Source organism: Arthrobacter sp. E44, from assembly GCF_041877125.1.
GTDB lineage: Bacteria > Actinomycetota > Actinomycetes > Actinomycetales > Micrococcaceae > Arthrobacter.
This window is the reverse complement of the sequence record NZ_JBHDJA010000009.1, coordinates 58,384-82,590: the sequence shown is the minus strand read 5'-3', so window position 1 is coordinate 82,590 and position 24,207 is coordinate 58,384. Positions and strand designations below refer to the sequence as shown.

Sequence of the window (24,207 nt, the reverse complement as noted above, 5' to 3'; positions counted from 1 at the left end):
CCGATGACCAATCCTGTTGCTGCCGGCGGCTACCCCCAGGGCGTGAAACTGGGGGTGGACGTCGGCACCGTCCGGGTCGGGGTCGCCATCTGCGACCGGGACTCGATCCTTGCCACGCCCTACAAGACCCTCGACCGGAACGCGAAGAAGAACTCGGACATCCGCGTCATCGCGAAGCTGGCGGAGGAACTGGAGGCTGTGCAGGTTATCGTTGGCCTGCCCAGGACCATGAAGGGTGAGGAACATGCCTCAGCCAGGATGGCAACGGACTATGCGCTGCTGCTGGCTGCTGAATTTTCCAGCCGCGGCCTGGCCGTTGCCGTCAACCTTGTGGACGAGCGCCTCAGCAGCGTCACGGCCCACCGGAACCTGCACGAAGCTGGCATGAGCAGCAGGGAGCACCGTAAAGTAGTTGATCAGGTCGCGGCGGCGGGTATTCTTCAGCACGCCATCGACATGCAGAAAGCCAGGGGAGCGGATGTCGGCTCACGCGTGACAGCGCCATCCCCGTCCGTGGACCTGGGGGCCGGTGGGGTGGACGAACCAGTCCGCACCGCCCCCGCAGACACGGCCCGATTTTCAGATAATGGAAGGCAACAGTGAGCCCTGCCAACATTGATGACACCTCCGGTCCGCTGGGCACCGGCGCCCAGCGGCCGCTGACCCGCAAGGAACTGCGCGCCCGGGAGAAGACCCTCAATACCGGGGGCCAAAACGCCGTGCCCGAACAGGCCTACGAGACGGGCGAGGTCCCTCCGCAACCCGCCGCACCCCCGGCCGCCGCTTCTCCGGCCACCGAATCCACTTTTGCTCCGCTTCCCGGCGCCGGTGACGTCCCGGCGGCACCGCAAACGCCCCCGTCCATCCATGACGACGCGGCACACCCAGACGCCGCAGCGCATCACCACACGGATGACTACCAGGACGACCACCTCGACGACGTCACGCCCCTTACGGACGACGTCCACTATGCGCACCAAGAGGCCCACATTCACGATGAAACGGACGTCCCCGACTACCCGGAGAGCGTTCACGGCCACTCTGAGTATGAGGCAACCGACTACCACCCTGAGGCCCACCCCGAATCCGCGCATGTTGACCCGGTCGCCGGGATCCTGCCTGCCGCATCCAGTGAGGTGGTGAAACGTCCCTCGAAGAAGGTCCGCCGCCGCCGCAGGCTGTTGGCACTGTTCCTGACGCTGGCCGTGTTCGTTACGGCCGTGGCCGTAGGCGCCCAGTTCCTGAAGCCCCTCCTGGGCAGCGGCAAACCATCGGACTTCCCCGGCCCCGGAACGGGTGAGGTCCGCGTGACCGTCGCCAGCGGCGAGGGCACCAGGTCCGTTGCATCAGAACTGGAGAACCAGCGCGTCGTGGCTAACGCGGATACCTTCATGCAGGCGTTCCATGCGTCCGGCGCAACCCTTTCTCCGGGGGACTACGTTTTCAAGACCGAGATGAAGAACGCGGATGCGGTCAACGTCCTGGCCGGCAAAGACAAGTCCAAGGTCATCTACTTCGCCCTGAGTGCAGGGCTCCGCATCAGTGAATCCCTCCAGGCGATCTCCGAGGGATCCGGCATCTCCGTGCAGCAGTTGCAGGCGCTCAGCAACCAGCCTGCGCAGTTCGGCCTGCCCGCCAACGCGAAGAACCTGGAAGGCTACCTGGCGCCGGGCGAGTACCGCTTCCCGCTGGGTACCCAGGCAAAGGACATCCTGCAGGCGCTGGTGAAGGCCACCACCGATGAACTCGTCTCACAGGGCATCACGGACCCCGCAAAGCAGTACCAGGCCGTGATCGTGGCGAGCATTGTCCAGGCCGAGGGAGGCCAGGCCGACTACGGCGACGTTGCCGGCGCCATCTACAACCGGCTGAAGCCCAATGACCAGACCGGCGGCTTCCTGCAGGTTGACTCAGCCGTCACGTACGGACTGGGAACCCGGAGCTTCAACTTCACGGATGAGCAGCGTAAGGACAAGTCGAACCCGTACAACACCTACGCGAACCCCGGGCTGCCCCCTGGCCCCATCGGGTCTCCCGGCAAGACAGCTATCGACGCGGCAGCCAGGCCAAAGACCAACGACTACCTGTACTGGGTCACCATCAACCTGGATACCAAGGAAACCAAGTTCGCCAAGACCCTTGCTGAACACAACGCCTACGTGGAGCAGTACAACGCCTGGTGCCAGGCAAACGCGGGCCGCTGCACATGAGCCTGCGGGCTGCCGTCCTGGGCCACCCGATCAGCCACTCAAAATCCCCGGCGCTGCACCTCGCGGCCTATGAGCGGCTGGGTACAGGCATCAGTTACACGGCCATCGACGTCACTGAGGAGCTGCTGCCGTCCTTCATGCGCCAGATCCGGCACCAGCCGGGTTGGCGGGGATTGTCGGTGACCATGCCGCTGAAGACGGCGATGCTGGACGAGGTGGACGAGGTGCGGGGAGTTGCACGGACCCTGGGCGTCGTGAATACCGTGACGTTCGAAGAGACCGCCGCCGGCCTCAGGATGGTGGGCTCCAACACTGACGTGACGGGCATCGTCAACGCCCTCTGCCATGCCGGTTCTGCTGCCGCACCCTCGGCCGTTATCCTGGGCGGGGGCGGCACGGCGGCCTCGGCCGTCGCCGCACTCAAGGAACTGGGCACCGAAACGGTGCAGGTCTTTGTCCGCGATGCGTCCCGCACGGCCGACGTCCGCGCGGCTGCCGACAGCCTCGGGATGGCCCTGGAGGTCCGCCCCCTCGCCGGGGCCGCCCGCCCAACGGCGGAAGCCGACGTCGTCGTTTCGACACTGCCGCCGCGCGCGGCAGACGGGCTCGCCGCGGAAATTGCCGCGCTCAAAACCACGACACCAGGTGTGCTGCTGGACGTCGCCTACGATCCTTGGCCCAGCCTTATCGCGTCGGTTTGGCAGGGCGGCGGCGGCCGCGTGGTGCCCGGATTGGAAATGCTGCTGTACCAGGCAGTGGAGCAGGTGCGGCTCTTCACCCGGCGCGGAGAAGACGTTAATGCAGCTGTCATAGATGTGATGTGTGACGCAGTCGGCCTTGCCCGGCGGGCGTTCTGACCGCCCTACGTGGCAGGATGGAAATTATGCGTTGGTTGACTGCCGGTGAATCCCATGGTCCGGCTCTAATGGGAATTATTGAGGGCGTCCCCGCCGGTGTGGAAATCACCAGCGGCCACATCGCAGACTCGCTGGCCCGCCGCCGCCTCGGCTACGGACGTGGCGCGCGGATGAAGTTCGAGCAGGACGTCGTGACCATTCTTGGTGGCGTCCGGCACGGACGCACCCAGGGGGGTCCGGTCGCTATCGAGGTGGGAAACACCGAGTGGCCCAAATGGGAGCAGATCATGTCTGCCGATCCCGTGGACCCCGAACTCCTCGCCGACCAGGCCCGCAACGCGCCCCTGACGCGCCCGCGCCCGGGGCATGCAGACTTTACCGGCATGCAGAAATACGGCTTCGACGAGGCCCGGCCCGTGCTGGAACGTGCAAGCGCCCGGGAAACCGCCACGCGCGTGGCACTGGGGACCGTGGCCGCACAGTTCCTCAGGCATCTCGGCATTGAGTTGGTCAGCCACACGGTATCCATCGCCAGTGTGACGGTGCCGGAAGGCCGTCCGCTGCCCGTGCCCAGTGACGTCATCGCGCTGGACACCGATCCCCTGCGCTGCTTCGACCGCGAAACCTCTGACGCCATGGTCGCCGAGGTCGATGCCGCGCACAAGGAAGGCGAAACCCTGGGCGGTGTCGTTGAGGTCCTGGCCTACGGCCTTCCGCCGGGATTGGGCAGCTATGTCCATTGGGACCGCCGCCTGGACGCCAGGCTGGCCGCGGCCCTCATGGGGATCCAGGCCATCAAGGGCGTGGAGGTTGGCGACGGTTTCCTGACGGCGGCACGCCGCGGGTCCGCTGCCCACGACGAAATCCTCCGCGACGGCGAAGGCCGGATCGTGCGCGCCAGCAACCGCGCCGGCGGCATCGAAGGCGGCATGAGCATCGGCGACGTCCTCCGTGTCCGGGCAGCCATGAAGCCCATCGCCACTGTGCCCCGCGCCCTGCGGACCATCGATGTCAGCACCGGCGAACCAGCCAAGGCCCACCACCAGCGCTCCGACGTTTGCGCTGTGCCGGCTGCCGGAGTGGTGGCCGAGGCCATGGTGGCCCTGGTCCTCGCCGAAGCGGTCATCGAGAAGTTCGGCGGTGACTCGGTGGCGGAGACCGCACGCAACATCAAGGGCTACCTGGACAGCATCCCGGCATCCCTGGACTCGATCGGCCAGTAGTGCTCCACCGCAGCAGTCCCGGAGCGGTTGGCGGCCGGCCGATTGTGCTCATCGGCCCCATGGCCGTGGGTAAATCAGCCGTCGGCCGGCAGCTCGCCCAGCAGCTGGGTGTCCGTTTCATTGACACCGACGCCGTGATCGTCGCCGGCCACGGCTCCATCGCCGAGATCTTCGCCGGGCGCGGCGAGCACGCCTTCCGGGAAATCGAGGCCCGGACCGTCGCCGAGGCCGTGGCGGAAGCCGAGGGCACGTCCACGGTCATCTCGCTCGGCGGGGGAGCGGTGCTGGACCCAGGCACGCAGCAGCTCATCAGCCGCTGCACCGTTGTGTACCTGGAGTGCGACGCCGATACCGTCGCGGACAGGATCGCCCGCAACTCCGGCCGGCCGCTCCTTGCCGGAGACGCGATGGGCCGCTGGACGGCCATGTTCGCCACCCGCAGGCCGGTCTACGAAAGGCTGGCCGACATCACCCTGGACGTCCGCCACGGCTCGATACCCGAACTGTGCGGCCGGCTGGAAGCAGCACTGCGCAACCATGCAGCTGCCAAACAGGAAGTTGAAAAGTGAACACGCAATCAACAGTCATCAACGTCACCGGCGAAGGCGCCGGCAACAACTACGGCGTCGTCGTCGGGCGCGGCCTCCTTGGTGAACTTCCCGCCCTGCTCGGAGAGCGCGTCCGCCGGGTCCTCGTGATCCACCCCCGCGCGCTGCGCCTCACGGGCGACACCGTCCGCGATGAACTCGCAGAAGCGGGTTTCACGTCCCTCACCGCGGAGATCCCGGATGCCGAGGAAGGCAAGCACATCCAGGTGGCCGCCTTCTGCTGGCAGGTCCTGGGCCAAAACGACTTCACCCGCTCCGATGCAATTGTCGCCGTGGGCGGGGGAGCGGTGACCGACCTTGCCGGCTTCGTTGCAGCCACCTGGCTGCGCGGGGTGAAGGTCATCCACATGCCCACCAGCCTGCTGGGCATGGTGGACGCCTCCGTGGGCGGCAAGACCGGCATCAACACGGCTGAGGGAAAGAACCTCGTGGGCTCCTTCCACCCGCCGGCGGCCGTCCTGGCGGACCTGGACACCTTGGACACGCTGCCGAAAAACGAAATCATTTCGGGCCTGGCCGAAGTCATCAAATGTGGCTTCATCGCCGACCCCGCCATCCTGGACCTGGTGGAAAAGGATCCGGCCGCGGTGGTGGACCCCCGCTCCGAGGCCCTGCGGGAGTTGATCGAGCGGGCCATTGCCGTGAAGGCGAAAGTGGTCTCCGAGGACCTCAAAGAGTCCGGGCTGCGGGAAATCCTGAACTACGGACACACCCTGGGCCACGCCATCGAACTCGTGGAGCGGTACTCGTGGCGGCACGGCGCCGCGGTGTCCGTGGGCATGATGTTCGCAGCTGAGCTCGCCCGGAGCGTGGGGCGGCTCAGCGACGCCGACGCCGACCGGCACCGGAGCATCCTGGACGGACTCGGGCTTCCGGTCACCTACCGGCGGGACCGGTGGCAGGGCCTGCTGGACGGGATGCGCCGCGACAAGAAATCCCGCGGCGACCTGCTGCGGTTCGTGGTGCTGGACGGCATTGCCAAACCCGGAATCCTCGACGTCCCGGATACCTCGCTGCTGTTCGCGGCCTATCAGGAGATTGCTTCCTGATGCAGGGCGACATAAGCGGCACTGCCGACTGGCCCGAGGCCGGCTTCCCGGGCGTCCGCATCAACCCCGATAGCCTGCAGCCCCAGATCGTCAACGAGGACGTGGTCCGGGAGACCCTGGCCGCCTCCTCGGATCCGGCGGACCAGATCTTCGTGCTGCTGGTTGAGGGCCACGCGTCCGAGGCTGCCGAGCTGCTTGCGGAGGCCCGCTTCAAGGATCCGGAATCGTTCCTCCTGCGCATCTTCGAAGCCGAAGTGCTGAGCGTCAGCCATCGGATGGACCGCGCTGTGGGCCTGTTCCGTCAACTCCTTGCCGAGGCGCACGGCACGCCGGGGGAGGCCCTGGCCCTCCAGTACCTGGGCAGGGCACAGTACGCAGCCGGACAGACCTCTGCTGCGGTTGAATCCTTCTCCAGGGCGCTGGACCTGCGGGTGGCTCAGTCAGCCGACGCCGCCCAGATCTACTCGTCCACGGTGGCTCTCCAGCGGGCCAGGGACGTCCTGGACCTGGCCTGCTGAGGCCGCAGCCATAGGCTGCGGAAGGGCGCCCGGTATTTACCGGTAGAATGGTTGTGGAATTTTTGCATCCACGCGATTTTTGACAAACACGTGCAGGCGGGCCGTTGCGGCGTGCCCGCCCGGCATACAGCATCTGACCACGCGGCCAGACAAAGAAACCAAAGGAAACCAGTGGCAACCACTAACGACATTAAGAACGGAACGGTCCTGAAGCTTGAGGGCCAGCTCTGGAACGTCATCGAATTCCAGCACGTCAAGCCCGGCAAGGGCGGCGCCTTTGTGCGGACCAAGATGCGCAACGTGATGTCCGGCAAGGTTGTCGACAAGACCTTCAACGCCGGGCTCAAGATCGAAACGGCTACCGTCGACCGCCGCGACTACCAGTACCTGTACCAGGATGGCGCGGACTTCGTGTTCATGGACACCTCGGACTACGACCAGATCACCGTCTCCGGTGCCACGGTAGGCGACGCCACCAACTTCATGCTCGAGAACCAGATGGTCAACATCGCCATCCACGACGGTACCCCCCTCTACATCGAGCTGCCGCCGAGCGTTGTCCTCGAAATTACCTACACTGAGCCGGGCCTGCAGGGTGACCGCTCCTCCGCAGGCACCAAGCCCGCCACCCTGGAAACCGGCTACGAGATCCAGGTTCCGCTGTTCATTGAAAACAACACCAGGGTCAAGGTGGACACCCGCGACGGCAGCTACCTGGGCCGGGTCACCGACTAGTGAGCGCCCGCGGTAAAGCCCGCAGCAGGGCACTGGATGTTCTTTTCGAAGCGGAGCAGCGCTCTGTTTCACCGTTCGACGTGCTCCGCGCACGCCGGGAAAAGACCGACCAGGTGGTCAACCCCTACACCGTGGAAATCGTCGAAGGAGTGCTGTCGCAGCAGGCAGCCATCGATGAGTTCCTGGAGACCTACTCGCAGGGCTGGAGCCTGGAGCGCATGCCGTCAGTGGACCGCATCATCCTGCGCATCGGCACCTGGGAGCTGCTTTACAACGACGACGTCCCTGATGGCGTGGCGGTCAGCGAAGCAGTTGCGCTGGCCAAGACCTTGTCCACGGACGAGTCGCCGCAGTTCATTAATGGCCTCCTGGGCCGGCTGCAGCAGCTGAAGCCTTCGCTCCTCGCGTAAGAGCTGCCGGCAGAACTATCAATAGACAAAAGAACCCCGCCAATGGCGGGGTTCTTTTGCGTTGCCGGTGGGATTCGGTTCACCCGGCCACTGACGCCCGCAGGGCCAGGATCCGCTGGAGCTGCAGCCTCTCCTCGGCCTGGTGGATGGCTACGTCGCGTCCGCTCAGGATCCGCTGGCGGGTGTTGGCCAGCTGGGTTGCCGCCTTGAGGAACTGCTTCATCTGCTGCTTCCTGCCCGCACTGGCTGCCCACGCCAAGGCTGTCCGGCGGCCCCCGCGCGTGGCCAGCAGCTGTACCTCAGCGGGCGTGAACCAGCCCGCGGCGGAATACTCCAGCAGGCGTTGGCGGGTCAGGCGTTTCTCTGCCACCCGCAGGAAGATGATGCCTGCCACTGCCAGAACGAAGATCGGCACCTGGACCACGATGTAGTCCAGCAGGAATCCCTGTCCCATGCTGTTCCACCTGTTGTGGAGGAACATGGCCGGCAGCAGGCCCACGAAGAACGCGCCGATGGATGCGCCGGTGTGCCAGCGCCTGGCGGCGAAGCCCATAATGAGGCCGGTGGTGCCGGTGAAGATCGCATGGGCGAAAGGGGACATGACGCCGCGCAGGAAGAAGACCTGGGCGAAGTCGGTTGCCGGCGAGGCCGATTCGGCGATGGCCCGGCCGAAATAGAGGATGTTCTCGGTGAAGGCGAAGCCGCCGGCGATGGTGAAGGCGAACACCACGCCGTCCACGGGGCCGTCGAACTGCCGCCGCGCTGCCAGCAGGAGGATGAGCAGGCCCAGGGACTTGGCGAACTCCTCGACGATGGGTGCCTGCACGGTGGCCATGTAGGTCTGAAGGTCAGGCTGGTCCGTGAACTGGAAGGCGATCACGAAGAACGGCTGGATCAGCAGCGTTACGGCAACGGACACCGCGGCGCCCCACGTGAAAGCAAAAAACAGGAGCCGTTTCGGTTCCGGCTCCCACCTGTCGATGATGTGCACCGCCGTCAGCACCACCGCAAGCGGGACCAGGGACGCCAGGAAACCAATCAGGAATCCGGCAGCACCGGTGTTGGACAGCAGGAACGGCACCACCAGGAACAGGCTAAGGAAGGCGAGCACGCCGCCGGCAACGCTCAGCCCCAGCAGTCCGCTGCGGGTCCGCGACGCCTGCAGCACCGTTCCCTGCGCCTGCGGCGGAACCACGCCCGCCGGCGGCTGGCCCTGGTGCCCCGGCGCCGCCCGGTAGTTTTCCGGCTGCACCTGACCCATCCAGCTTGGATTCGCTTCCCGGGGCAGGGCACCACCGGCACCGCCGTAGTGGTCGTCGGGGAGTCCGGGTGAAGGGTGCTGCGAATACATCGGCATACCGGAAAGCCTAAGCGGGCGCTCCCGCGCCACAAAGGAAGCGGGCTTACTTTCTGTTTGCGGCCCGCGGGATGTGACCAGCACCGCGTTGATCCGGGGCCGGCGGGGCAGGACCGTGTGGTAATTTTGAACAGCAAACATTCCTTTTTTAATTCCGTCCTGTGAGGCGGGGAAAGGGGAGACGAGCGTTGACATCTGTCACCAGCGCACCGGTTCCAGCCAGGGTTGTCCTCAACCAGGCGGACATTGACCGGGCCCTCACTCGTATCGCCCACGAGATCCTCGAAGCCAACAAGGGTTCCCGGGACCTGGTCCTGCTGGGCATTCCCCGCCGCGGTTATCCGCTGGCTGTCCGGTTGGCGGAAAAAATTGCCGCCGCGGACAACACCGTTGATGCCGCCGCCATCGTAGGCCAGCTTGACGTCACCATGTTCCGTGACGACCTCTCCCACCAGGGAACCCGCCCCCCATACCCCACCAGGCTGCCCCGGACGGGGATTGACAACAAAGTGGTGGTGCTCATCGACGACGTTCTTTACTCCGGCCGCACCATCCGCGCCGCCCTGGACGCACTCGTGGATCTCGGCCGCCCGCGCATCGTCCGGCTTGCAGTCCTGATCGACCGGGGCCACCGCGAACTTCCCATCCGCGCGGACCACGTGGGCAAGAACCTGCCTACGTCCTCAGCCGAAAAGGTCCGGGTCCGGCTGGAAGAGACGGACTCCTCCGACGGCGGAAGCCCGGTCAACGAAGTCGTGATCGAGGGGGGCGCATGAAACACCTCCTGTCGACCGAGGACCTCAGCCTCTCGAACGCCATCCGCATCCTGGACACCGCCGAGGAAATGTCGGCCGTGGGGGAGCGGGAAGTCAAGAAACTTCCTGCGCTGCGCGGCCGCACCGTGGTCAACCTCTTCTTCGAAGACTCCACCCGCACGCGGATCTCCTTCGAAGCTGCCGCCAAGCGGCTCTCAGCGGACGTCATCAACTTCGCCGCCAAGGGATCATCCGTCTCCAAGGGCGAATCCCTCAAGGACACGGCCCAGACACTGTCCGCCATGGGTGCGGACGCCGTCGTCATCCGGCACTGGGCCTCCGGCGCACCCCACCGCCTCGCCGCCACTGACTGGATCGACGCCGCCGTCATCAACGCCGGTGACGGCACGCACGAACACCCCACCCAGGCCCTGCTCGACGCCTTCACCATGCGCCGCCACTGGGCCCGCCTCTCCGGCACAGCGTCTGAAGGGACGGACCTCAAGGGCATGCGGGTGGCCATCGCCGGCGACGTCCTGCACTCCCGCGTGGCGCGTTCCAACGTCTGGCTGCTGCGCACCCTTGGCGCTGAAGTCACCCTGGTGGCCCCACCCACGCTGCTGCCGGTCGGCGTCGACAAATGGCCCTGCAGCGTCAGCTACGACCTCGACCAGACCCTGGCCAACGGCGTGGACGCCATGATGATGCTCCGAGTCCAGGGCGAACGCATGAACGCGTCGTTCTTCCCCAGCACCCGGGAATACTCCCGCCGCTGGGGCTTCGACGACAACCGCCTGCGTGCCCTCGACGACCTCGGCATGACGGACACCATCATCATGCACCCCGGACCCATGAACAGGGGCCTTGAGATCAGCGCCGCCGCCGCCGACTCACCCCGTTCCACCGTCCTCGCGCAGGTCCGCAACGGCGTGTCCGTGCGGATGGCCGCGCTGTACCTGCTGCTCTCCGGAGACACCCGGGAACCAGCCGCACACCGGGCACCGGCCTACGCTGCCGCCGCCCCTTCCCCCAAGGAGAGCAACTGATGGCAGCCAGCACCGGAACCTACCTCATCCAGGGCGCCGCCATCCTGGGCGGGGAGCCTGCGGACCTGCTGATCCGCGACGGCATCATCGCCGAGATCGGCCATGGCCTGTCGGCTGACGGTGGGACCGTCATCGACGCCACCGGGCTGGTGGCGCTGCCCGGCATGGTGGACGTCCACACGCACCTGCGTGAGCCGGGCCGCGAAGACGCCGAGACAGTGGAAACGGGCACCCGGGCCGCGGCACTGGGCGGCTACACCGCCGTGCACGCCATGGCCAACAGCACTCCCGTTGCCGACACCGCCGGCGTGGTGGAGCAGGTCTACACGCTTGGCCTTGCAGCCGGCTGGGTCGACGTCCGCCCGGTGGGCGCCGTAACCGTCGGCCTGGCAGGGGAGCAGCTCGCCGAACTCGGCGCCATGGCCGATTCCCGCGCGCGGGTGCGGATGTTCTCCGACGACGGGATCTGCGTCCATGACCCGGTGCTCATGCGCCGCGCCCTCGAATACGTCAAGGCGTTCGACGGCGTGGTGGCCCAGCACGCGCAGGAACCGCGGCTCACAGCCGGGGCACAGATGAACGAGGGCGACGTGTCCGCCGTCCTGGGCCTCACCGGATGGCCCGCCGTGGCGGAGGAAAGCATCATTGCCCGCGACGTCCTGCTGGCCCAACACGTTGGCTCCCGCCTGCACGTGTGCCACGTTTCCACGGCGGGCTCGGTCGAGATCATCCGCTGGGCCAAAGAGCGCGGCATCGACGTCACCGCCGAGGTCACCCCGCACCACCTGCTCCTGACCGACGACCTGGTGCGCAGCTACGACCCCGTGTTCAAGGTCAACCCTCCGCTGCGCACCGACGCCGACGTCCAGGCATTGCGCGCGGGCCTGGCAGACGGCACGATCGACGTTGTGGGTACCGACCACGCACCGCACCCCAGCGAACACAAGGAATGCGAGTGGGCGCAGGCTGCCATGGGCATGACCGGGCTGGAAACGGCCCTGTCCGTGGTCCAGGACGCCATGATCGAAACCGGCCTGATGACCTGGGCCGACTTCGCCCGGGTCACCTCCACCGCGGCTGCGAAGATTGGGCGGCTGGCTGACCAGGGCCGGCCCATCGAGGCCGGCGAACCCGCCAACCTCATCCTGGTTGATCCGGCAGCACGCTGGACAGTGGACCCCTTCCAGATGGCCACCATGGGCCGCAACTCCCCGTTCAAGGGCAGGGAACTTCCGGGCAAGGTGGTGGCCACCTTCTTCAAGGGCCACCCCACCGTCCTGGACGGCGCCCTCAACACCCCCCACCCGGAAGCCGCCGCAACCCCGGCAGGCGCTGCCTGATGGACAAAATCCTTCCCGGACTTGCCATGCTGGCGGTTGTCGCCGTCGTCTTTGTCCTCCTCGCCGTTGGCTGGCGCAACCGCCTGAAGCGCCAGTCCGACGTCGAGCAACTGCCCCAGGTGCCCGACGCGCCCGGCGAGCCCACCGCCGCTGCCGACGGGCAGTACGTGGCCACCACCACGGCAGGCGACTGGCTCGACCGGATCGCGGTGCACGGCCTGGGCATCCGTACCAACTCCAGCCTCGAGGTGTATCCGCACGGGGTCCTCTATGAGCGCTCAGGTGCCCCGGCCCTCTACATCCCCGCAGCCTCCCTCACGGGTGTCCGGCAGGACAGCGGTATGGCAGGAAAGTTCGTGGAAAAGGACGGCCTGCTGGTGCTCGCGTGGAGGCATGGTGCCCACGAACTGGACACCGGCTTCCGGACCCGCCGCGCGGCGGACAAGGAAGCTCTGTACCAGGCCCTTCAGGATTTGATTTCGTCAGCCCCCGCGGCTGGTGCCACCAGTGGAAAGTAAGACAGTGAAAGCGAATACATTGACAGCAACCACCTCCGCTCCTGTATCAGCCCCGGCTGCGCTGGTCCTCGAAGACGGGCGCATCTTCCGCGGCACCAGCTACGGCGCCACGGGCACCGCCCTGGGCGAAGCCGTCTTCGCCACCGGCATGACCGGTTACCAGGAAACCATCACCGATCCGTCCTACGCCCGCCAGCTGGTGGTGCAGACGGCGCCGCACATCGGCAACACCGGCGTAAATGATGACGACGCCGAGTCCCGGCGCATCTGGGTGGCTGGCTACATTGTCCGCGACCCCGCGCGCCGGCCCTCCAACTGGCGTTCCGAGCGATCGCTGGACGAAGAGCTGGTGGCCCAGGGCATCGTTGGCATCCAGGGCGTTGACACCCGTGCCATCACCCGGCACCTGCGCGAGCACAAGACCATGCGCGCCGGCATCTTCTCCGGTGAGGCCGCCCAGGTTACGGACAAGGAACTGGTCGACGCCGTCCTGGCGAGCGCCCCCATGGAGGGTTCCCGCCTGGCCGAGGAAGTCAGCGTTGACGAAGCCTACGTGGTGGAACCCAAGGACCACGGATGGGACGGCGACCCCCGCTTCACCATCGCGGCGATCGACCTCGGCATCAAGGCCATGACCCCCGTGCGGTTCGCCGAACGCGGCGTCCGCGTCCACGTGCTGCCCGCCACCGCCACCCTGGAGGACGTCAAGGCGGTCAACCCGGACGGCTTCTTCATGTCCAACGGCCCCGGAGACCCCGCCACGGCCGACGCCCAGGTCAAGCTGCTGCGCTCGGTCCTGGACGAGAAACTGCCCTACTTCGGCATCTGCTTCGGCAACCAGATCCTGGGCCGGGCACTGGGCTTTGGCACGTACAAGCTCCGCTACGGCCACCGCGGCATCAACCAGCCCGTCATGGACCGCCGCACCGGCAAGGTGGAAATCACCTCCCAGAACCACGGTTTCGCCGTCGACGCCCCGCTCGACGGCGCCACCCAGGCACCAGAGGAGCGCTACGGCCGCGTGGAAGTCAGCCACGTCAGCCTGAACGACGACGTCGTGGAAGGCCTGGCCTGCCTCGACATCCCCGCCTTCTCCGTGCAGTACCACCCGGAGGCTGCAGCCGGACCGCACGATGCCGCCTACCTGTTTGACCGCTTCATCGAACTGATGGAAGGCACCCGCGACGGCCGGACCGCCAACCTGTCAAAGGAACCCGTGGATTCCGCGCACTCTGCCGGGGCTGACCACAAAAACGACAACAAGACTGAGGACAAGAAGTAATGCCGAAACGTACAGATCTCAAGAGCGTCCTCGTCATTGGTTCCGGCCCGATCGTCATCGGCCAGGCCGCCGAGTTCGACTACTCCGGCACCCAGGCGCTGCGTGTCCTCAAGGAGGAAGGCCTGCGCGTCATCCTCGTGAACTCCAACCCGGCCACCATCATGACCGACCCCGAGTTCGCCGACGCCACCTACGTTGAGCCCATCACCCCCGAGGTGGTGGAGAAGATCATCGCCAAGGAACGCCCGGACGCCGTGCTGCCCACCCTGGGCGGCCAGACCGCGCTGAACACTGCAATCGCCCTGGACAAGAACGGTGTGCTCGAGAAGTACAACGTGGAGCTGATCGGCGCAAACATCGCCGCCATCGAGCTCGGCGAGGACCGCGAGAAGTTCAAGGGCGTCGTGGAGCGCTGCGGCGCCGAGTCCGCCCGCAGCCACATCATCCACACCATGGACCAGGCTCTCACCGCCGCGGTCGACCTTGGCTACCCCATGGTGGTCCGTCCGTCCTTCACCATGGGCGGCCTGGGCTCGGGCCTGGCTTACAACGAGGAGGACCTGCGCCGCATCGTCGGGCAGGGCCTGCAGTACAGCCCCACCAGCGAGGTGCTGCTCGAAGAAAGCATCCTGGGCTGGAAGGAATACGAGCTCGAGATGATGCGGGACAAGAACGACAACGTGGTTGTTGTCTGCTCCATCGAGAACTTCGATCCCGTAGGCGTGCACACCGGTGACTCCATCACCGTTGCCCCGGCGCTGACCCTCACGGACCGCGAGTACCAGAAGCTGCGCGACGTGGCCATCGCCGTCATCCGCGAGGTGGGCGTGGACACCGGCGGCTGCAACATCCAGTTCGCCATCGATCCCAAGACCGGCCGCGTTGTGGTCATCGAGATGAACCCCCGCGTTTCCCGTTCCTCCGCCCTGGCATCCAAGGCCACCGGTTTCGCCATCGCCAAGATCGCCACCAAGCTCTCCCTGGGCTATACGCTGGACGAGATCCCCAACGACATCACGCAGAAGACGCCCGCGTCCTTCGAGCCCACCCTGGACTACGTGGTGGTCAAGGTCCCGCGGTTCGCCTTCGAGAAGTTCCCCGCGGCCGACAACACCCTTACCACCACCATGAAGTCGGTGGGCGAGGCCATGGCCATGGGCCGCAACTTCACCGAGGCACTCCAAAAGGCCCTGCGCTCCCTGGAACAGAAGGGTTCGCAGCTGGACTTCAGCTCTGTCCCTGAATACGAAGTCGCAGAGCTCATCGAAAAGGCCAAGCGCCCCACCACCGAGCGGCTGCACCAGGTCCAGCGAGCCCTCCTGGGCGGCGCCACCGTGGAACAGCTCTTCGAGGCCACCAAGATCGATCCCTGGTTCCTGGACCAGCTCGAACTGCTGAACGAGGTCTCCCGGGAAATCCGGCAGGCCGGCGCCCTGACCGTCGACATGCTCAAGCGCGCCAAGCGCCACGGCTTCTCCGATGAGCAGATCGGCGCGCTGACGCACAACTCCGAGGCCGTGGTCCGCGGGGTGCGGCAGGCCCTGGGCATCCGCCCCGTCTACAAGACCGTTGACACCTGTGCCGCCGAGTTCGCCGCCTACACCCCGTACCACTACTCGGCCTACGACGAGGAGGACGAGGTTGCGCTGCACTCCAAGCCGTCCATCCTGATCCTCGGCTCGGGTCCCAACCGCATCGGCCAGGGCATCGAGTTCGACTACTCCTGCGTGCATGCCTCCATGGCGCTGCGCAAGGCAGGCTACGAGACCGTCATGGTCAACTGCAACCCGGAAACCGTCTCCACCGACTACGACGTCTCCACCCGCCTGTACTTCGAACCGCTCACGCTCGAGGACGTCCTGGAAGTCATCGCGGCCGAGGAACGCACCGGCGGCGTCATGGGCGTGTTCGTCCAGCTCGGCGGCCAGACCCCGCTGAAGCTCGCCCAGCAGCTTGCCGACGCCGGCGTACCCATCCTGGGCACCTCCCCGGAGGCCATCGACCTCGCCGAACACCGCGGAGCCTTCTCCCGCGTGCTGGACAAGGCCGGCCTGGTGTCACCCAAGAACGGCACCGCGGTCTCCTTCGAGGATGCCAAGACCATCGCCGACGAAATCGGCTACCCCGTCCTGGTCCGCCCGTCCTACGTCCTGGGCGGCCGCGGCATGGAAATCGTCTACGACGAGCCCAACCTGTCCCGCTACATCGCCAACGCCACGGAGATCACCCCGGACCACCCGGTCCTGATCGACCGGTTCCTGGAGGACGCCGTCGAAATCGACGTCGACGCCCTCTTCGACGGCACCGACATGTACCTGGGCGGCATCATGGAGCACATTGAAGAAGCCGGCATCCACTCCGGTGACTCCGCCTGCGTCCTGCCGCCCATCACCCTGGGGAGCAACGTCATTGAACGCGTCCGGACCGCAACCCGTGCCATCGCTGAGGGCGTGGGCGTGCGCGGCCTGATCAACATCCAGTTCGCGCTGGCCTCCGACGTTCTGTACGTCCTGGAAGCCAACCCCCGCGCGTCCCGGACCGTGCCGTTCGTATCCAAGGCCACCGGCGTCCAGATGGCCAAAGCCGCCGCGCTCATCGGCGCCGGCGTGACCATCAACCAGCTGCGCAGTGCCTACAAGATGCTGCCCGAGATTGGCGACGGTTCCACCCTGCCGCTGGACGCCCCCGTCGCTGTCAAGGAAGCGGTGCTGCCGTTCAGCCGGTTCCGCACGCTCGAGGGCAAGGTGGTGGACTCGCTGCTCGGACCCGAGATGCGTTCCACCGGCGAGGTCATGGGCATCGACAAGCACTTCGACACCGCCTTCGCCAAGAGCCAGGCCGGCGCCAACAATGCCCTGCCCACCGAGGGCAAGGTGTTCGTCTCCGTGGCCAACCGGGACAAGCGAGCCGTCATCATGGCGGTCAAGCGGCTCTCGGACCTCGGCTTCGAGATCGTCTCCACCGGCGGCACCGCCGACGTCCTGCGCCGCAACGGACTGCAGGCCACGCCGGTCCGCAAGGTCGCCGAGGGCAGCAGTGCCGAGGGCGAGGGCACCATCGCGGACCTGATCGTCGCGGGCGAGATCGACATGGTCTTCAACACGCCCTCGGGCGGCGAGGCCCGCAGCGACGGCTACGAAATCCGCGCCGCAGCGACCTCCATCGGCATCCCGTGCATCACCACGGTGGCTGAGTTCAACGCCGCGGTCCAGGCCATCGAAGCCATGCGCACTTACGAATGGTCGGTCACCAGCCTGCAGGAGCACGCGGCAGCCCTTGCGGAGTCGCAGAAAGCGGCCCTGCAGCATGCCTGAGCAGGTTCCCGGTTCGCCTGCATCCGGCGCCGGCCGGGAGTCCTTTGGCTCCCGGCTCGGCGCGGCCATGGCCGCCCGCGGCCCGTTATGCGTTGGCATTGACCCGCACCCGGCCCTCTTAAAGGGCTGGGGACTGGACGACGACGCCGCCGGGCTGAGGTGCTTTTCCCTCACCGTCCTGGAAGCGGTGGCTTCGCTCGCTGCCGCGGTCAAGCCGCAGGTGGCGCTTTACGAGCGCCACGGATCTGCGGGCATGGCCGTGCTGGAGGAGGTCCTGGCCACCGCGCGCGACGAATCAGTTCTGACGATCGCCGATGCCAAGCGCGGGGACATTGGTTCCACCATGGCTGCCTACGCCGACGCCTGGCTCCGTGACGAGTCTCCGCTGGCGGCCGATTCCGTCACGCTTAGCCCCTACCTCGGCTTTGAGTCCCTGCGCCCTGCGCTTGACCTGGCGGCAGAGACCGGCCGCGGGGTCTTCGTGCTGGCCCTGACCTCCAACCCGGAGGGCGCCTCCGTCCAGCACGTGGGCGGAAAGGATTCCGTGGCCCGAAGGATCACGGCCGCAGCGGCGGCGGAGAACGTGCGCTTTGCAGGAAACCTGGGGTCCGTGGGCCTGGTGGTGGGTGCCACCGTTGGCAGCGCCCTGGCGGATTTAGACCTGGATCTTGCGGCCGTCCGCGGCCCCATCCTGGCACCCGGGCTCGGGGCGCAGGGGGCCACGCCGGCCGACCTTGGGGCCACCTTCGGTGCTGCTTACCCTCTGGTCCTGGGAACGTCCAGCCGCGACATCCTGTCGGCGGGACCGCAGGTCCGCGCCCTGCGTGAGGCCGCCCTGCGGACCCTGGAGGGGCTGCGGGGACAATAGCCTGCAATTGCCCTGATGCATTGATTCACGCTGCACCAGAGGGTAGTTTCAGGACAGGTCCAAGGGCGGCCGCCCTTGGATGAAATCCGCCGACTTCGGGGGTGTCCGTGATGGTCCTGCGACCTTTATCTGCGTCTGAACGGGCCGATGCCCTGGGCAAGGCGGCAGCCGCCAGGGCCACCCGGGCCGCCGCCAAGGAAAGCCTTCGAAACGGCGACAGGTCCGCCGCGGACATCATCAGCTCGGCACTGGAGGATGACGCGCTGGCCCGCATGAAAGTCTCTGAGCTGCTCGAGGCCCTTCCCGGCATCGGCAAGGTACGGGCCGCCGCGATCATGCAGCAGCTGGGCATTGCAACCTCCCGCAGGGTCAGGGGCCTGGGCGTCCACCAGCGCCGGGCGCTGGTAGATTTTATAGATGAGCATTGAGGCAGGCAGCGCCTGTCTTTCCCCCAACTGCGGCAAAAGGAATACGTGAGCAAGAAACCTGGACTGACAGTCCTCGCAGGTCCGACGGCTGTTGGCAAAGGCACCGTGTCCACCTACATCCGTGACAATTACCCCGAGGTGTGGCTTTCCGTCTCAGCCACCACCCGCGCACCCCGGCCCGGGGAGGTCGACGGCGTTCACTACTTCTTCAAGTCCAAGGAGGAGTTCGAGCAGCTCATTGCGGATGGTGAACTCCTGGAATGGGCGGTGGTCCACGGCCAGAACACCTACGGCACCCTGAAGAGCACCGTGAACCGGGCCATCGCTGAAGGCCGGTCCGTGCTGCTGGAAATCGACCTGCAAGGCGCCCGCCAGGTCAAGGCAGCCGTCCCGGACGCCCAGTTCGTCTTCCTGGCCCCGCCCACCTGGGACGAAATGGTCCGCCGGCTGGTGGGCCGGGGCACCGAAACGCCGGAAGAACAGCAGCGGCGCCTGGAAACCGCTAAACTGGAACTTGCTGCTGAACCGGAGTTCGACCACACCGTCATCAATGACGACGTCCGCCGGGCAGCGGACGAGCTTGTTTCACTCATGGGGCTGACACCGCATCCACACCTGCCGGAACCGTCAGCCCGCTAGGAATTTGGAGAATTCGTGTCCACGAACCTTGAAGGCATCATCAACCCGCCGATCGACTCGCTGCTCGAAGCAGCCGACTCCAAGTACGGCCTGGTGATCTTCGGTGCCAAGCGCGCTCGTCAGATCAACGCCTACTACGCCCAGCTGCACGAGGGCCTGTTCGAATACGTCGGACCCCTGGTTGACACCAAGCTGAACGAAAAGTCGCTCTCGATCGCCCTGCGTGAGATCAACGAAGGCAAGCTGGTTTCCACGCCGATCGAAGCCGCAGAGTAGTCCTGCCGCTGAACTGACTTGCTGTTGACGGAGGTCACGTGCGCATAGTCCTCGGAGTCGGGGGAGGGATTGCCGCCTATAAGGTGGCATCGCTCCTCCGGCTTTTTACTGAAGCCGGCCATGACGTCACCGTGATCCCCACGGAGGCGTCCACCCGCTTCATCGGAACCGCCACCTGGGAGGCGCTGTCCGGCAACCCCGTGAGCAACAGCGTCTTCGACGACGTGCACCTGGTCAACCACGTCCGCCTGGGCCATGAAGCGGACCTCGTCGTGGTGGCACCCGCCACGGCAGATCTCCTTGCGAGAGCTGCCACGGGCCAGGCCGGGGACCTGCTCACCAACACGCTGCTGATGGCGCACGGCCCCGTGTTGTTCGCCCCAGCGATGCACACGGAAATGTGGCAGCACGCCGCCACCCGCGCCAACGTCGAAACCCTGCGCTCCCGCGGCGCTGCCGTCCTTGAACCCGCATCCGGCCGTCTCACCGGGGCCGACTCAGGTCCGGGAAGACTGCCCGAGCCCCACATGATTTTCGACGCAGCCATGGCACTGGTGCAGGGGCAGTCCGACTACCAGCTCCCGCTTGCCGGCCGCACCGTGACCATCAGTGCCGGCGGCACCCGGGAACCGTTGGACCCCGTTCGCTTCCTCGGCAACCGGTCGTCCGGCAAGCAGGGCGTGGCCCTGGCGGTCGCTGCGCGGAACGCCGGCGCCAGCGTGCGGCTGCTGGCAGCCCATATGGACGTTCCACCGCCGGCCGGCGTGGAAGTTGTCCGCGTTGAGACTGCCCTGCAGCTCCGCGAGGCTGCACTGGCCGCCGCTGCCGGGTCCGATGTCATCATCATGTCCGCAGCTGTTGCCGACTTCCGCCCGGCGGCAGTCTCGGACACCAAGATCAAGAAGCGCGACGACACGGCAGATCCGGTCATCACCCTGGTACGCAACCCGGACATCCTGCAGGAGCTCGTGGAGCAGCGCGATGCCGGCCCGGCCCAATCCGGGCAGCTCATTGTAGGGTTCGCGGCCGAGACCGGGGATGGCCAGGGGGACGTCCTGGCGTATGCGGAGGCAAAGCTGCAGCGTAAAGGCTGCGACCTGCTGGTGGTCAACCATGTGGGGACGGACAAAGTCTTCGGGCAGGACTCCAACTCCGTGGTCATCCTTTCGCGCTCCGGCTCCGAACCGCAGGAAGCATCGGGAACCAAGACTGAGGTTTCGGAAGCCATCATCAGACGCATCAGTTCTGAACTGAACCGCGTTGCTTCGAACTGAACGTGTTCGCCTTGGCCTGGGTGTTCCTGGCCACGTTTGCTTAGCACGGGGACATCTACGGACTTCTCCCTGACGGGAGTACCAACACCAACCAGTAAGGTAGTTGAGTGACTTTACCGCTGCACCTTCCCCACACCCACGGGGCCACGCCCTCCGCGCTCCGGCTCTTCACGTCCGAGTCGGTCACTGAAGGCCACCCGGACAAGATCTGCGACCAGATCAGCGACGCCATCCTGGACGCGCTCCTGTCCGCTGATCCAGAGTCCCGCGTGGCCGTGGAGACCATGGCCACCACCGGCCTGGTGCATGTGGCAGGCGAAGTCACCACTGATGCCTACGTCGAAATCCCGCAGATCGTCCGTGAGACCATCCTGGGCATCGGGTACGACTCGTCCGCCAACGGGTTCGACGGCGCCCGCTGCGGCGTGTCCGTTTCCATCGGACAGCAGTCCAACGACATCGCTGGTGGCGTCTTTAACTCCCTCGAGGCCCGCGAAGGCCGCCAAGAGGACGACTACGACCTCCAGGGCGCCGGCGACCAGGGCCTGATGTTCGGCTACGCCAGCGACGAGACGCCGTCCTACATGCCAACGCCCATCTGGCTGGCCCATCGACTCTCCGAACGCCTCACCGACGTCCGCAAGACGGGCCAGCTGGCCTACCTCCGCCCCGACGGCAAGACCCAGGTCACCGTCGGTTATGACAAAGACGTTCCGGTGTCTGTGGAAACCGTGGTGATTTCCAGCCAGCACGCCGAGGGCGCAAGCCTTGAGCAGCTGCGCGCCGACCTCGCCGCCGTCGTGATTGAACCTGTCCTGGCTGCCGCCAACCTGGATATTTCCCGCGCGGCCAACATCCTCAACCCTGCCGGCGAGTTTGTGATCGGCGGCCCTGTGGGCGACGCCGGCCTCACCGGCCGCAAGATCATCGTGGACACCTATGGCGGCATGGCACGCCACGGCGGCGGCGCCTTCTCCGGCAAGGACCCGTCCAAGGTTGACCGCTCCGCAGCGTATGCCATGCGCTGGGTAGCCAAGAACGTGGTGGCCGCGGGCCTGGCCAAGCGCGCCGAGATCCAAATCGCCTACGCCATCGGCCAGGCGCGGCCGGTGGGAACCTACGTGGAGACGTTTGGCACCGAAACCGTGGATCCGGCCCGGATCAGCGAAGCCATCGCCGAAATTTTCGACCTTCGTCCCAGGGCCATCATTGATGCCCTGGACCTTAAGCGGCCCATCTACGCCAGGACAGCCGCCCACGGCCACTTCGGCCGGGATGACCCCGACTTCACCTGGGAGCGGCTGGACCGGGTTGACGACCTGAAGGCGTACTTCAACGCCTAATGTCAGTGGCCGGTGCTTTGCTGTTCGTGTCAAACCGGTAGCTGAACGGAGGTAACTGTCATGGGTTCTGACAGCTCCGTCCAGCCAACCCTTTTGCAGGGTTTCCCCGCACGCAAAATGCCCGGCGGCGTTGCAGTTGCTGCCCAACTGCCGGTGGCAAGGGTCCTGGTTGAGTCCTCCCTGCCACACCTCGACCGCCCCTTCGACTATGCCGTCCCTGAGCCGCTGGAACAGGTCGCCCAGCCGGGAACCCGGGTGAAGGTCAAGTTCAACGGCCAGGACCTCAGCGGATACCTCCTTGAGCGGCTGGAGGAGTCCGACGCCGGACACACCCTTGTGCCCCTGGCTAAGGTGGTGTCCCCGGTCCAGGTCCTCACACCCGCCGTCAGGGACCTTGCCACCGCCGTTGCTGCCCGTTACGCCGGTACCGTCAGCGATGTCCTCCGACTGGCGGTGCCGCCGCGGGTGGCGAAACTTGAAAAGGACTATCCCCACTCGCTGGGCGCGGAGGAGGCGGTGCCCGCGCCCGAGGCTGCGGGAACCCCCGCCGTTTCCGCCTGGGGTGCGTACCGCACAGGTGCTGCTTTTCTCCGGCACCTGGCGGGTGGGGGCTCGCCCCGCGCCGTCGTCAACCCCCTCCAGGGGTACGGGCCCGCAGGCTGGCCGGACCTGCTGGCCCAGGCCGCTGCTGCCGCCTATGCCTCCGGCCGGGGATCAGTGCTGGTGGTACCCGACTACCGGGATCTGGACCGGCTCGAGGAAGCGCTCAACGGGCTGGTGCCGTCCGAGGCCGTGGCCCGCCTCACCGCAGATGACGGCCCCACGCCGCGGTACCGCAACTTCCTGCGACTGCTCGCCGGCACCGCGAGAATCGCCATCGGCACGAGGTCCGCCGCGTTCGCCCCTGTTCAGGACCTGGGGCTGGTGGCCTGCTGGGACGACGGCGACGACCTTCACATCGAGCAGCGCGCACCATACGCCCATGCCCGGGAGGTCCTGCTCCTGCGGGCCGAGCAGGAAGGCACCGCCTGCCTGCTTGCCGGACATGCCCGCAGCACCGAAGTGCAGCGGTTGGTGGAAGCCGGGTGGGCCGTCCCGGTCGAAACCGAGCGTGGAACCCTCCGCAGGACCGTTGCCCGCGTCGTGAGCACTGCGGACAGCTTCGAACAGGCGCGCGATCCCTTGGCCACCCTCGCCCGCCTCCCGCACGCGGCATGGCAGGCCGCCAAGGAAGGACTGGAACGCGGGCCCGTGCTGGTGCAGGTGGCCAGGGCGGGTTACGCGCCCTCGCTGGTATGCGAAACGTGCCGTGAACCGGCCCGCTGCGGCCGCTGCCAGGGACCCCTGGCGCTGGCCGGAACATCAGCGCTGCCGCAGTGCCGCTGGTGTTCCACCCCGGCACCCGACTGGAAGTGTTCCCACTGCGGGGTCCGGAGGCTGCGCAAAGGCGCCACCGGAGTGCTGCGCACCGCTGAGGAACTTGGCCGCGCATTTCCCGGCACAACAGTCATCACGTCCTCCGGGGACCAAGTGAAGGCCAGGGTGGGCCCCGGCAAGGCGCTGGTCGTGGCCACGGTGGGGGCCGAACCTGTCGCAGAGGACGGCTACGCTGCCGCCCTGCTCCTGGACGGGGATTCCCTGCTCCGCCGCGAAACCCTCCGTGCCGGCGAAGACACCGTGCGGCGCTGGTTCAACGCTGCAGCCCTGGTCCGTCCCGCCCCGGACAAGGGTCTGGTGGTGGTTACGGCCTCGGACGCAGCCGCCACCGGCGCGCTGCTGCGGTGGGATCCGGCAGGATACGCCCAGCGCGAGCTGTCCCTCCGAACGGGGCTGCAGCTGCCCCCGGCAGTGCGGATCGCATCGGTGACGGGGCCGCGGGCTGCCGTGGAACACTTCACCGGCGCCGTGGAAGCGGACCTCGCACGCGCCGGAATAACGCTCCGCGCCGCAGGCCCGGCGCCGCTGCTGCTGACCGCACCGCCCTCCGGCAGGCGCTCGGCCGAAGACGTACGGACCCTGCTGTTCTTCCCGTACGGCCAGGCGTCCGCCGTCGTCCGCGTCCTAAGGGTCACCCGGGCAGCCGTGGCGGCCAAACGTGCCATCGACCCAGTGCAGCTGCGCTTGGACGGTGTGGATGTGCTCTGAGGGTTGACCTGC

23 protein-coding genes are annotated in these 24,207 nt (G+C 66.7%); 22 read left to right on the top strand and 1 reads right to left on the bottom strand.

The features are described 5' to 3' along the window. Positions 1-3 precede the first annotated feature (3 nt). The 9 genes from ruvX (at position 4) to nusB (ending at position 7,610) form a co-directional block, all read left to right on the top strand. The gene (ruvX, locus tag ACETK3_RS10020; RefSeq protein ID WP_236798466.1) at positions 4-603 is read left to right on the top strand and encodes a Holliday junction resolvase RuvX; all 600 of its coding nucleotides are present in this window, start codon (positions 4-6) and stop codon (positions 601-603) included. Further along, positions 600-2,210, top strand: coding sequence for an endolytic transglycosylase MltG (mltG, locus tag ACETK3_RS10015; RefSeq protein WP_373992813.1), 1,611 nt, complete (start codon positions 600-602; stop codon positions 2,208-2,210). The genes ruvX and mltG overlap by 4 nt, the downstream gene beginning before the upstream one ends. Further along, positions 2,207-3,067, top strand: coding sequence for a shikimate dehydrogenase (locus ACETK3_RS10010; RefSeq protein ID WP_373992847.1), 861 nt, complete (start codon positions 2,207-2,209; stop codon positions 3,065-3,067). The genes mltG and ACETK3_RS10010 overlap by 4 nt, the downstream gene beginning before the upstream one ends. A 23-nt stretch (positions 3,068-3,090) precedes the next feature. Continuing rightward, a complete protein-coding gene (gene aroC / locus ACETK3_RS10005; protein WP_236802863.1) occupies positions 3,091-4,290 on the top strand; it encodes a chorismate synthase in 1,200 nt (399 codons plus the stop codon). Further along, positions 4,290-4,859 (top strand): shikimate kinase, encoded by a 570-nt coding sequence (locus ACETK3_RS10000; protein WP_373992812.1) that lies wholly within the window; start codon positions 4,290-4,292, stop codon positions 4,857-4,859. The genes aroC and ACETK3_RS10000 overlap by 1 nt, the downstream gene beginning before the upstream one ends. Then, entirely contained in the window at positions 4,856-5,947 is a 1,092-nt protein-coding gene (gene aroB / locus ACETK3_RS09995) for a 3-dehydroquinate synthase (protein WP_236798463.1), read from the top strand. The genes ACETK3_RS10000 and aroB overlap by 4 nt, the downstream gene beginning before the upstream one ends. Continuing rightward, on the top strand, positions 5,947-6,465 hold the full coding sequence (locus tag ACETK3_RS09990) for a tetratricopeptide repeat protein (protein ID WP_237428224.1): 519 nt from the start codon (positions 5,947-5,949) through the stop codon (positions 6,463-6,465). The genes aroB and ACETK3_RS09990 overlap by 1 nt, the downstream gene beginning before the upstream one ends. A 171-nt stretch (positions 6,466-6,636) precedes the next feature. After that, the gene (gene efp / locus ACETK3_RS09985; protein WP_142133745.1) at positions 6,637-7,200 is read left to right on the top strand and encodes an elongation factor P; all 564 of its coding nucleotides are present in this window, start codon (positions 6,637-6,639) and stop codon (positions 7,198-7,200) included. Continuing rightward, a complete protein-coding gene (gene nusB, locus ACETK3_RS09980; RefSeq protein WP_237428223.1) occupies positions 7,200-7,610 on the top strand; it encodes a transcription antitermination factor NusB in 411 nt (136 codons plus the stop codon). The genes efp and nusB overlap by 1 nt, the downstream gene beginning before the upstream one ends. A 79-nt stretch (positions 7,611-7,689) precedes the next feature. Here the strand turns inward: nusB and ACETK3_RS09975 are convergent, their stop codons facing one another. Next, positions 7,690-8,961: a PrsW family intramembrane metalloprotease gene (locus tag ACETK3_RS09975; RefSeq protein ID WP_373462164.1), complete on the bottom strand. Its 1,272-nt coding sequence runs from the start codon at positions 8,959-8,961 to the stop codon at positions 7,690-7,692. A 194-nt stretch (positions 8,962-9,155) separates the two neighbouring features. On the opposite strand from ACETK3_RS09975, the gene pyrR reads away from it, so the two are divergent. The 13 genes from pyrR to ACETK3_RS09910 all read left to right on the top strand — a co-directional run bounded on the left by pyrR (position 9,156) and on the right by ACETK3_RS09910 (position 24,195). Then, a complete protein-coding gene (gene pyrR / locus ACETK3_RS09970; RefSeq protein ID WP_237428222.1) occupies positions 9,156-9,743 on the top strand; it encodes a bifunctional pyr operon transcriptional regulator/uracil phosphoribosyltransferase PyrR in 588 nt (195 codons plus the stop codon). Next, positions 9,740-10,768 carry an aspartate carbamoyltransferase catalytic subunit gene (locus tag ACETK3_RS09965; protein WP_236798458.1) on the top strand — a complete coding sequence of 343 codons (1,029 nt, stop codon included), beginning with the start codon at positions 9,740-9,742 and terminating at the stop codon, positions 10,766-10,768. The genes pyrR and ACETK3_RS09965 overlap by 4 nt, the downstream gene beginning before the upstream one ends. After that, positions 10,768-12,108 carry a dihydroorotase gene (locus ACETK3_RS09960; protein WP_236798457.1) on the top strand — a complete coding sequence of 447 codons (1,341 nt, stop codon included), beginning with the start codon at positions 10,768-10,770 and terminating at the stop codon, positions 12,106-12,108. Before ACETK3_RS09965 ends, ACETK3_RS09960 begins: the two co-directional genes overlap by 1 nt. Next, positions 12,108-12,626: a hypothetical protein gene (locus ACETK3_RS09955; protein ID WP_236798456.1), complete on the top strand. Its 519-nt coding sequence runs from the start codon at positions 12,108-12,110 to the stop codon at positions 12,624-12,626. The genes ACETK3_RS09960 and ACETK3_RS09955 overlap by 1 nt, the downstream gene beginning before the upstream one ends. A gap of 19 nt (positions 12,627-12,645) precedes the next feature. Continuing rightward, positions 12,646-13,908, top strand: a complete 1,263-nt coding sequence (gene carA, locus ACETK3_RS09950; protein WP_236798455.1) for a glutamine-hydrolyzing carbamoyl-phosphate synthase small subunit — start codon at positions 12,646-12,648, stop codon at positions 13,906-13,908. Then, positions 13,908-17,222, top strand: coding sequence for a carbamoyl-phosphate synthase large subunit (carB, locus tag ACETK3_RS09945; protein WP_237428221.1), 3,315 nt, complete (start codon positions 13,908-13,910; stop codon positions 17,220-17,222). The genes carA and carB overlap by 1 nt, the downstream gene beginning before the upstream one ends. Continuing rightward, complete coding sequence (gene pyrF, locus ACETK3_RS09940) at positions 17,215-18,090, top strand: orotidine-5'-phosphate decarboxylase (protein ID WP_373992811.1); 876 nt, start codon at positions 17,215-17,217, stop codon at positions 18,088-18,090. Before carB ends, pyrF begins: the two co-directional genes overlap by 8 nt. 110 nt (positions 18,091-18,200) lie before the next feature. Next, a complete protein-coding gene (gene mihF / locus ACETK3_RS09935) occupies positions 18,201-18,518 on the top strand; it encodes an integration host factor, actinobacterial type (protein WP_200830713.1) in 318 nt (105 codons plus the stop codon). 45 nt (positions 18,519-18,563) lie between these two features. Beyond that, positions 18,564-19,157, top strand: a complete 594-nt coding sequence (gene gmk / locus ACETK3_RS09930) for a guanylate kinase (protein ID WP_142133756.1) — start codon at positions 18,564-18,566, stop codon at positions 19,155-19,157. Positions 19,158-19,172: 15 nt separating this feature from the next. After that, positions 19,173-19,433, top strand: coding sequence for a DNA-directed RNA polymerase subunit omega (gene rpoZ, locus ACETK3_RS09925; protein ID WP_003800778.1), 261 nt, complete (start codon positions 19,173-19,175; stop codon positions 19,431-19,433). Positions 19,434-19,471: 38 nt separating this feature from the next. Then, complete coding sequence (coaBC, locus tag ACETK3_RS09920; RefSeq protein ID WP_237428219.1) at positions 19,472-20,707, top strand: bifunctional phosphopantothenoylcysteine decarboxylase/phosphopantothenate--cysteine ligase CoaBC; 1,236 nt, start codon at positions 19,472-19,474, stop codon at positions 20,705-20,707. A gap of 107 nt (positions 20,708-20,814) precedes the next feature. Continuing rightward, the gene (gene metK / locus ACETK3_RS09915; protein ID WP_237428218.1) at positions 20,815-22,050 is read left to right on the top strand and encodes a methionine adenosyltransferase; all 1,236 of its coding nucleotides are present in this window, start codon (positions 20,815-20,817) and stop codon (positions 22,048-22,050) included. 60 nt (positions 22,051-22,110) lie between these two features. Then, positions 22,111-24,195, top strand: coding sequence for a primosomal protein N' (locus ACETK3_RS09910; RefSeq protein WP_373992810.1), 2,085 nt, complete (start codon positions 22,111-22,113; stop codon positions 24,193-24,195). The last annotated feature ends 12 nt before the right edge of the window (positions 24,196-24,207 follow it).

Bases quoted from the DNA above. Each gene is read 5' to 3' on its own strand.
- pyrF (WP_373992811.1), top strand. From the start codon at position 17,215: ATGCCTGAGCAGGTTCCCGGTTCGCCTGCATCCGGCGCCGGCCGGGAG.
- ruvX (WP_236798466.1), top strand. From the start codon at position 4: ATGACCAATCCTGTTGCTGCCGGCGGCTACCCCCAGGGCGTGAAACTG.
- ACETK3_RS09990 (WP_237428224.1), top strand. From the start codon at position 5,947: ATGCAGGGCGACATAAGCGGCACTGCCGACTGGCCCGAGGCCGGCTTC.
- mihF (WP_200830713.1), top strand. From the start codon at position 18,201: ATGGTCCTGCGACCTTTATCTGCGTCTGAACGGGCCGATGCCCTGGGC.
- ACETK3_RS10010 (WP_373992847.1), top strand. From the start codon at position 2,207: ATGAGCCTGCGGGCTGCCGTCCTGGGCCACCCGATCAGCCACTCAAAA.
- ACETK3_RS09960 (WP_236798457.1), top strand. From the start codon at position 10,768: ATGGCAGCCAGCACCGGAACCTACCTCATCCAGGGCGCCGCCATCCTG.
- ACETK3_RS09965 (WP_236798458.1), top strand. From the start codon at position 9,740: ATGAAACACCTCCTGTCGACCGAGGACCTCAGCCTCTCGAACGCCATC.
- ACETK3_RS09975 (WP_373462164.1), bottom strand. From the start codon at position 8,961: ATGTATTCGCAGCACCCTTCACCCGGACTCCCCGACGACCACTACGGC.
- carB (WP_237428221.1), top strand. From the start codon at position 13,908: ATGCCGAAACGTACAGATCTCAAGAGCGTCCTCGTCATTGGTTCCGGC.
- ACETK3_RS09955 (WP_236798456.1), top strand. From the start codon at position 12,108: ATGGACAAAATCCTTCCCGGACTTGCCATGCTGGCGGTTGTCGCCGTC.
- ACETK3_RS09910 (WP_373992810.1), top strand. From the start codon at position 22,111: ATGGGTTCTGACAGCTCCGTCCAGCCAACCCTTTTGCAGGGTTTCCCC.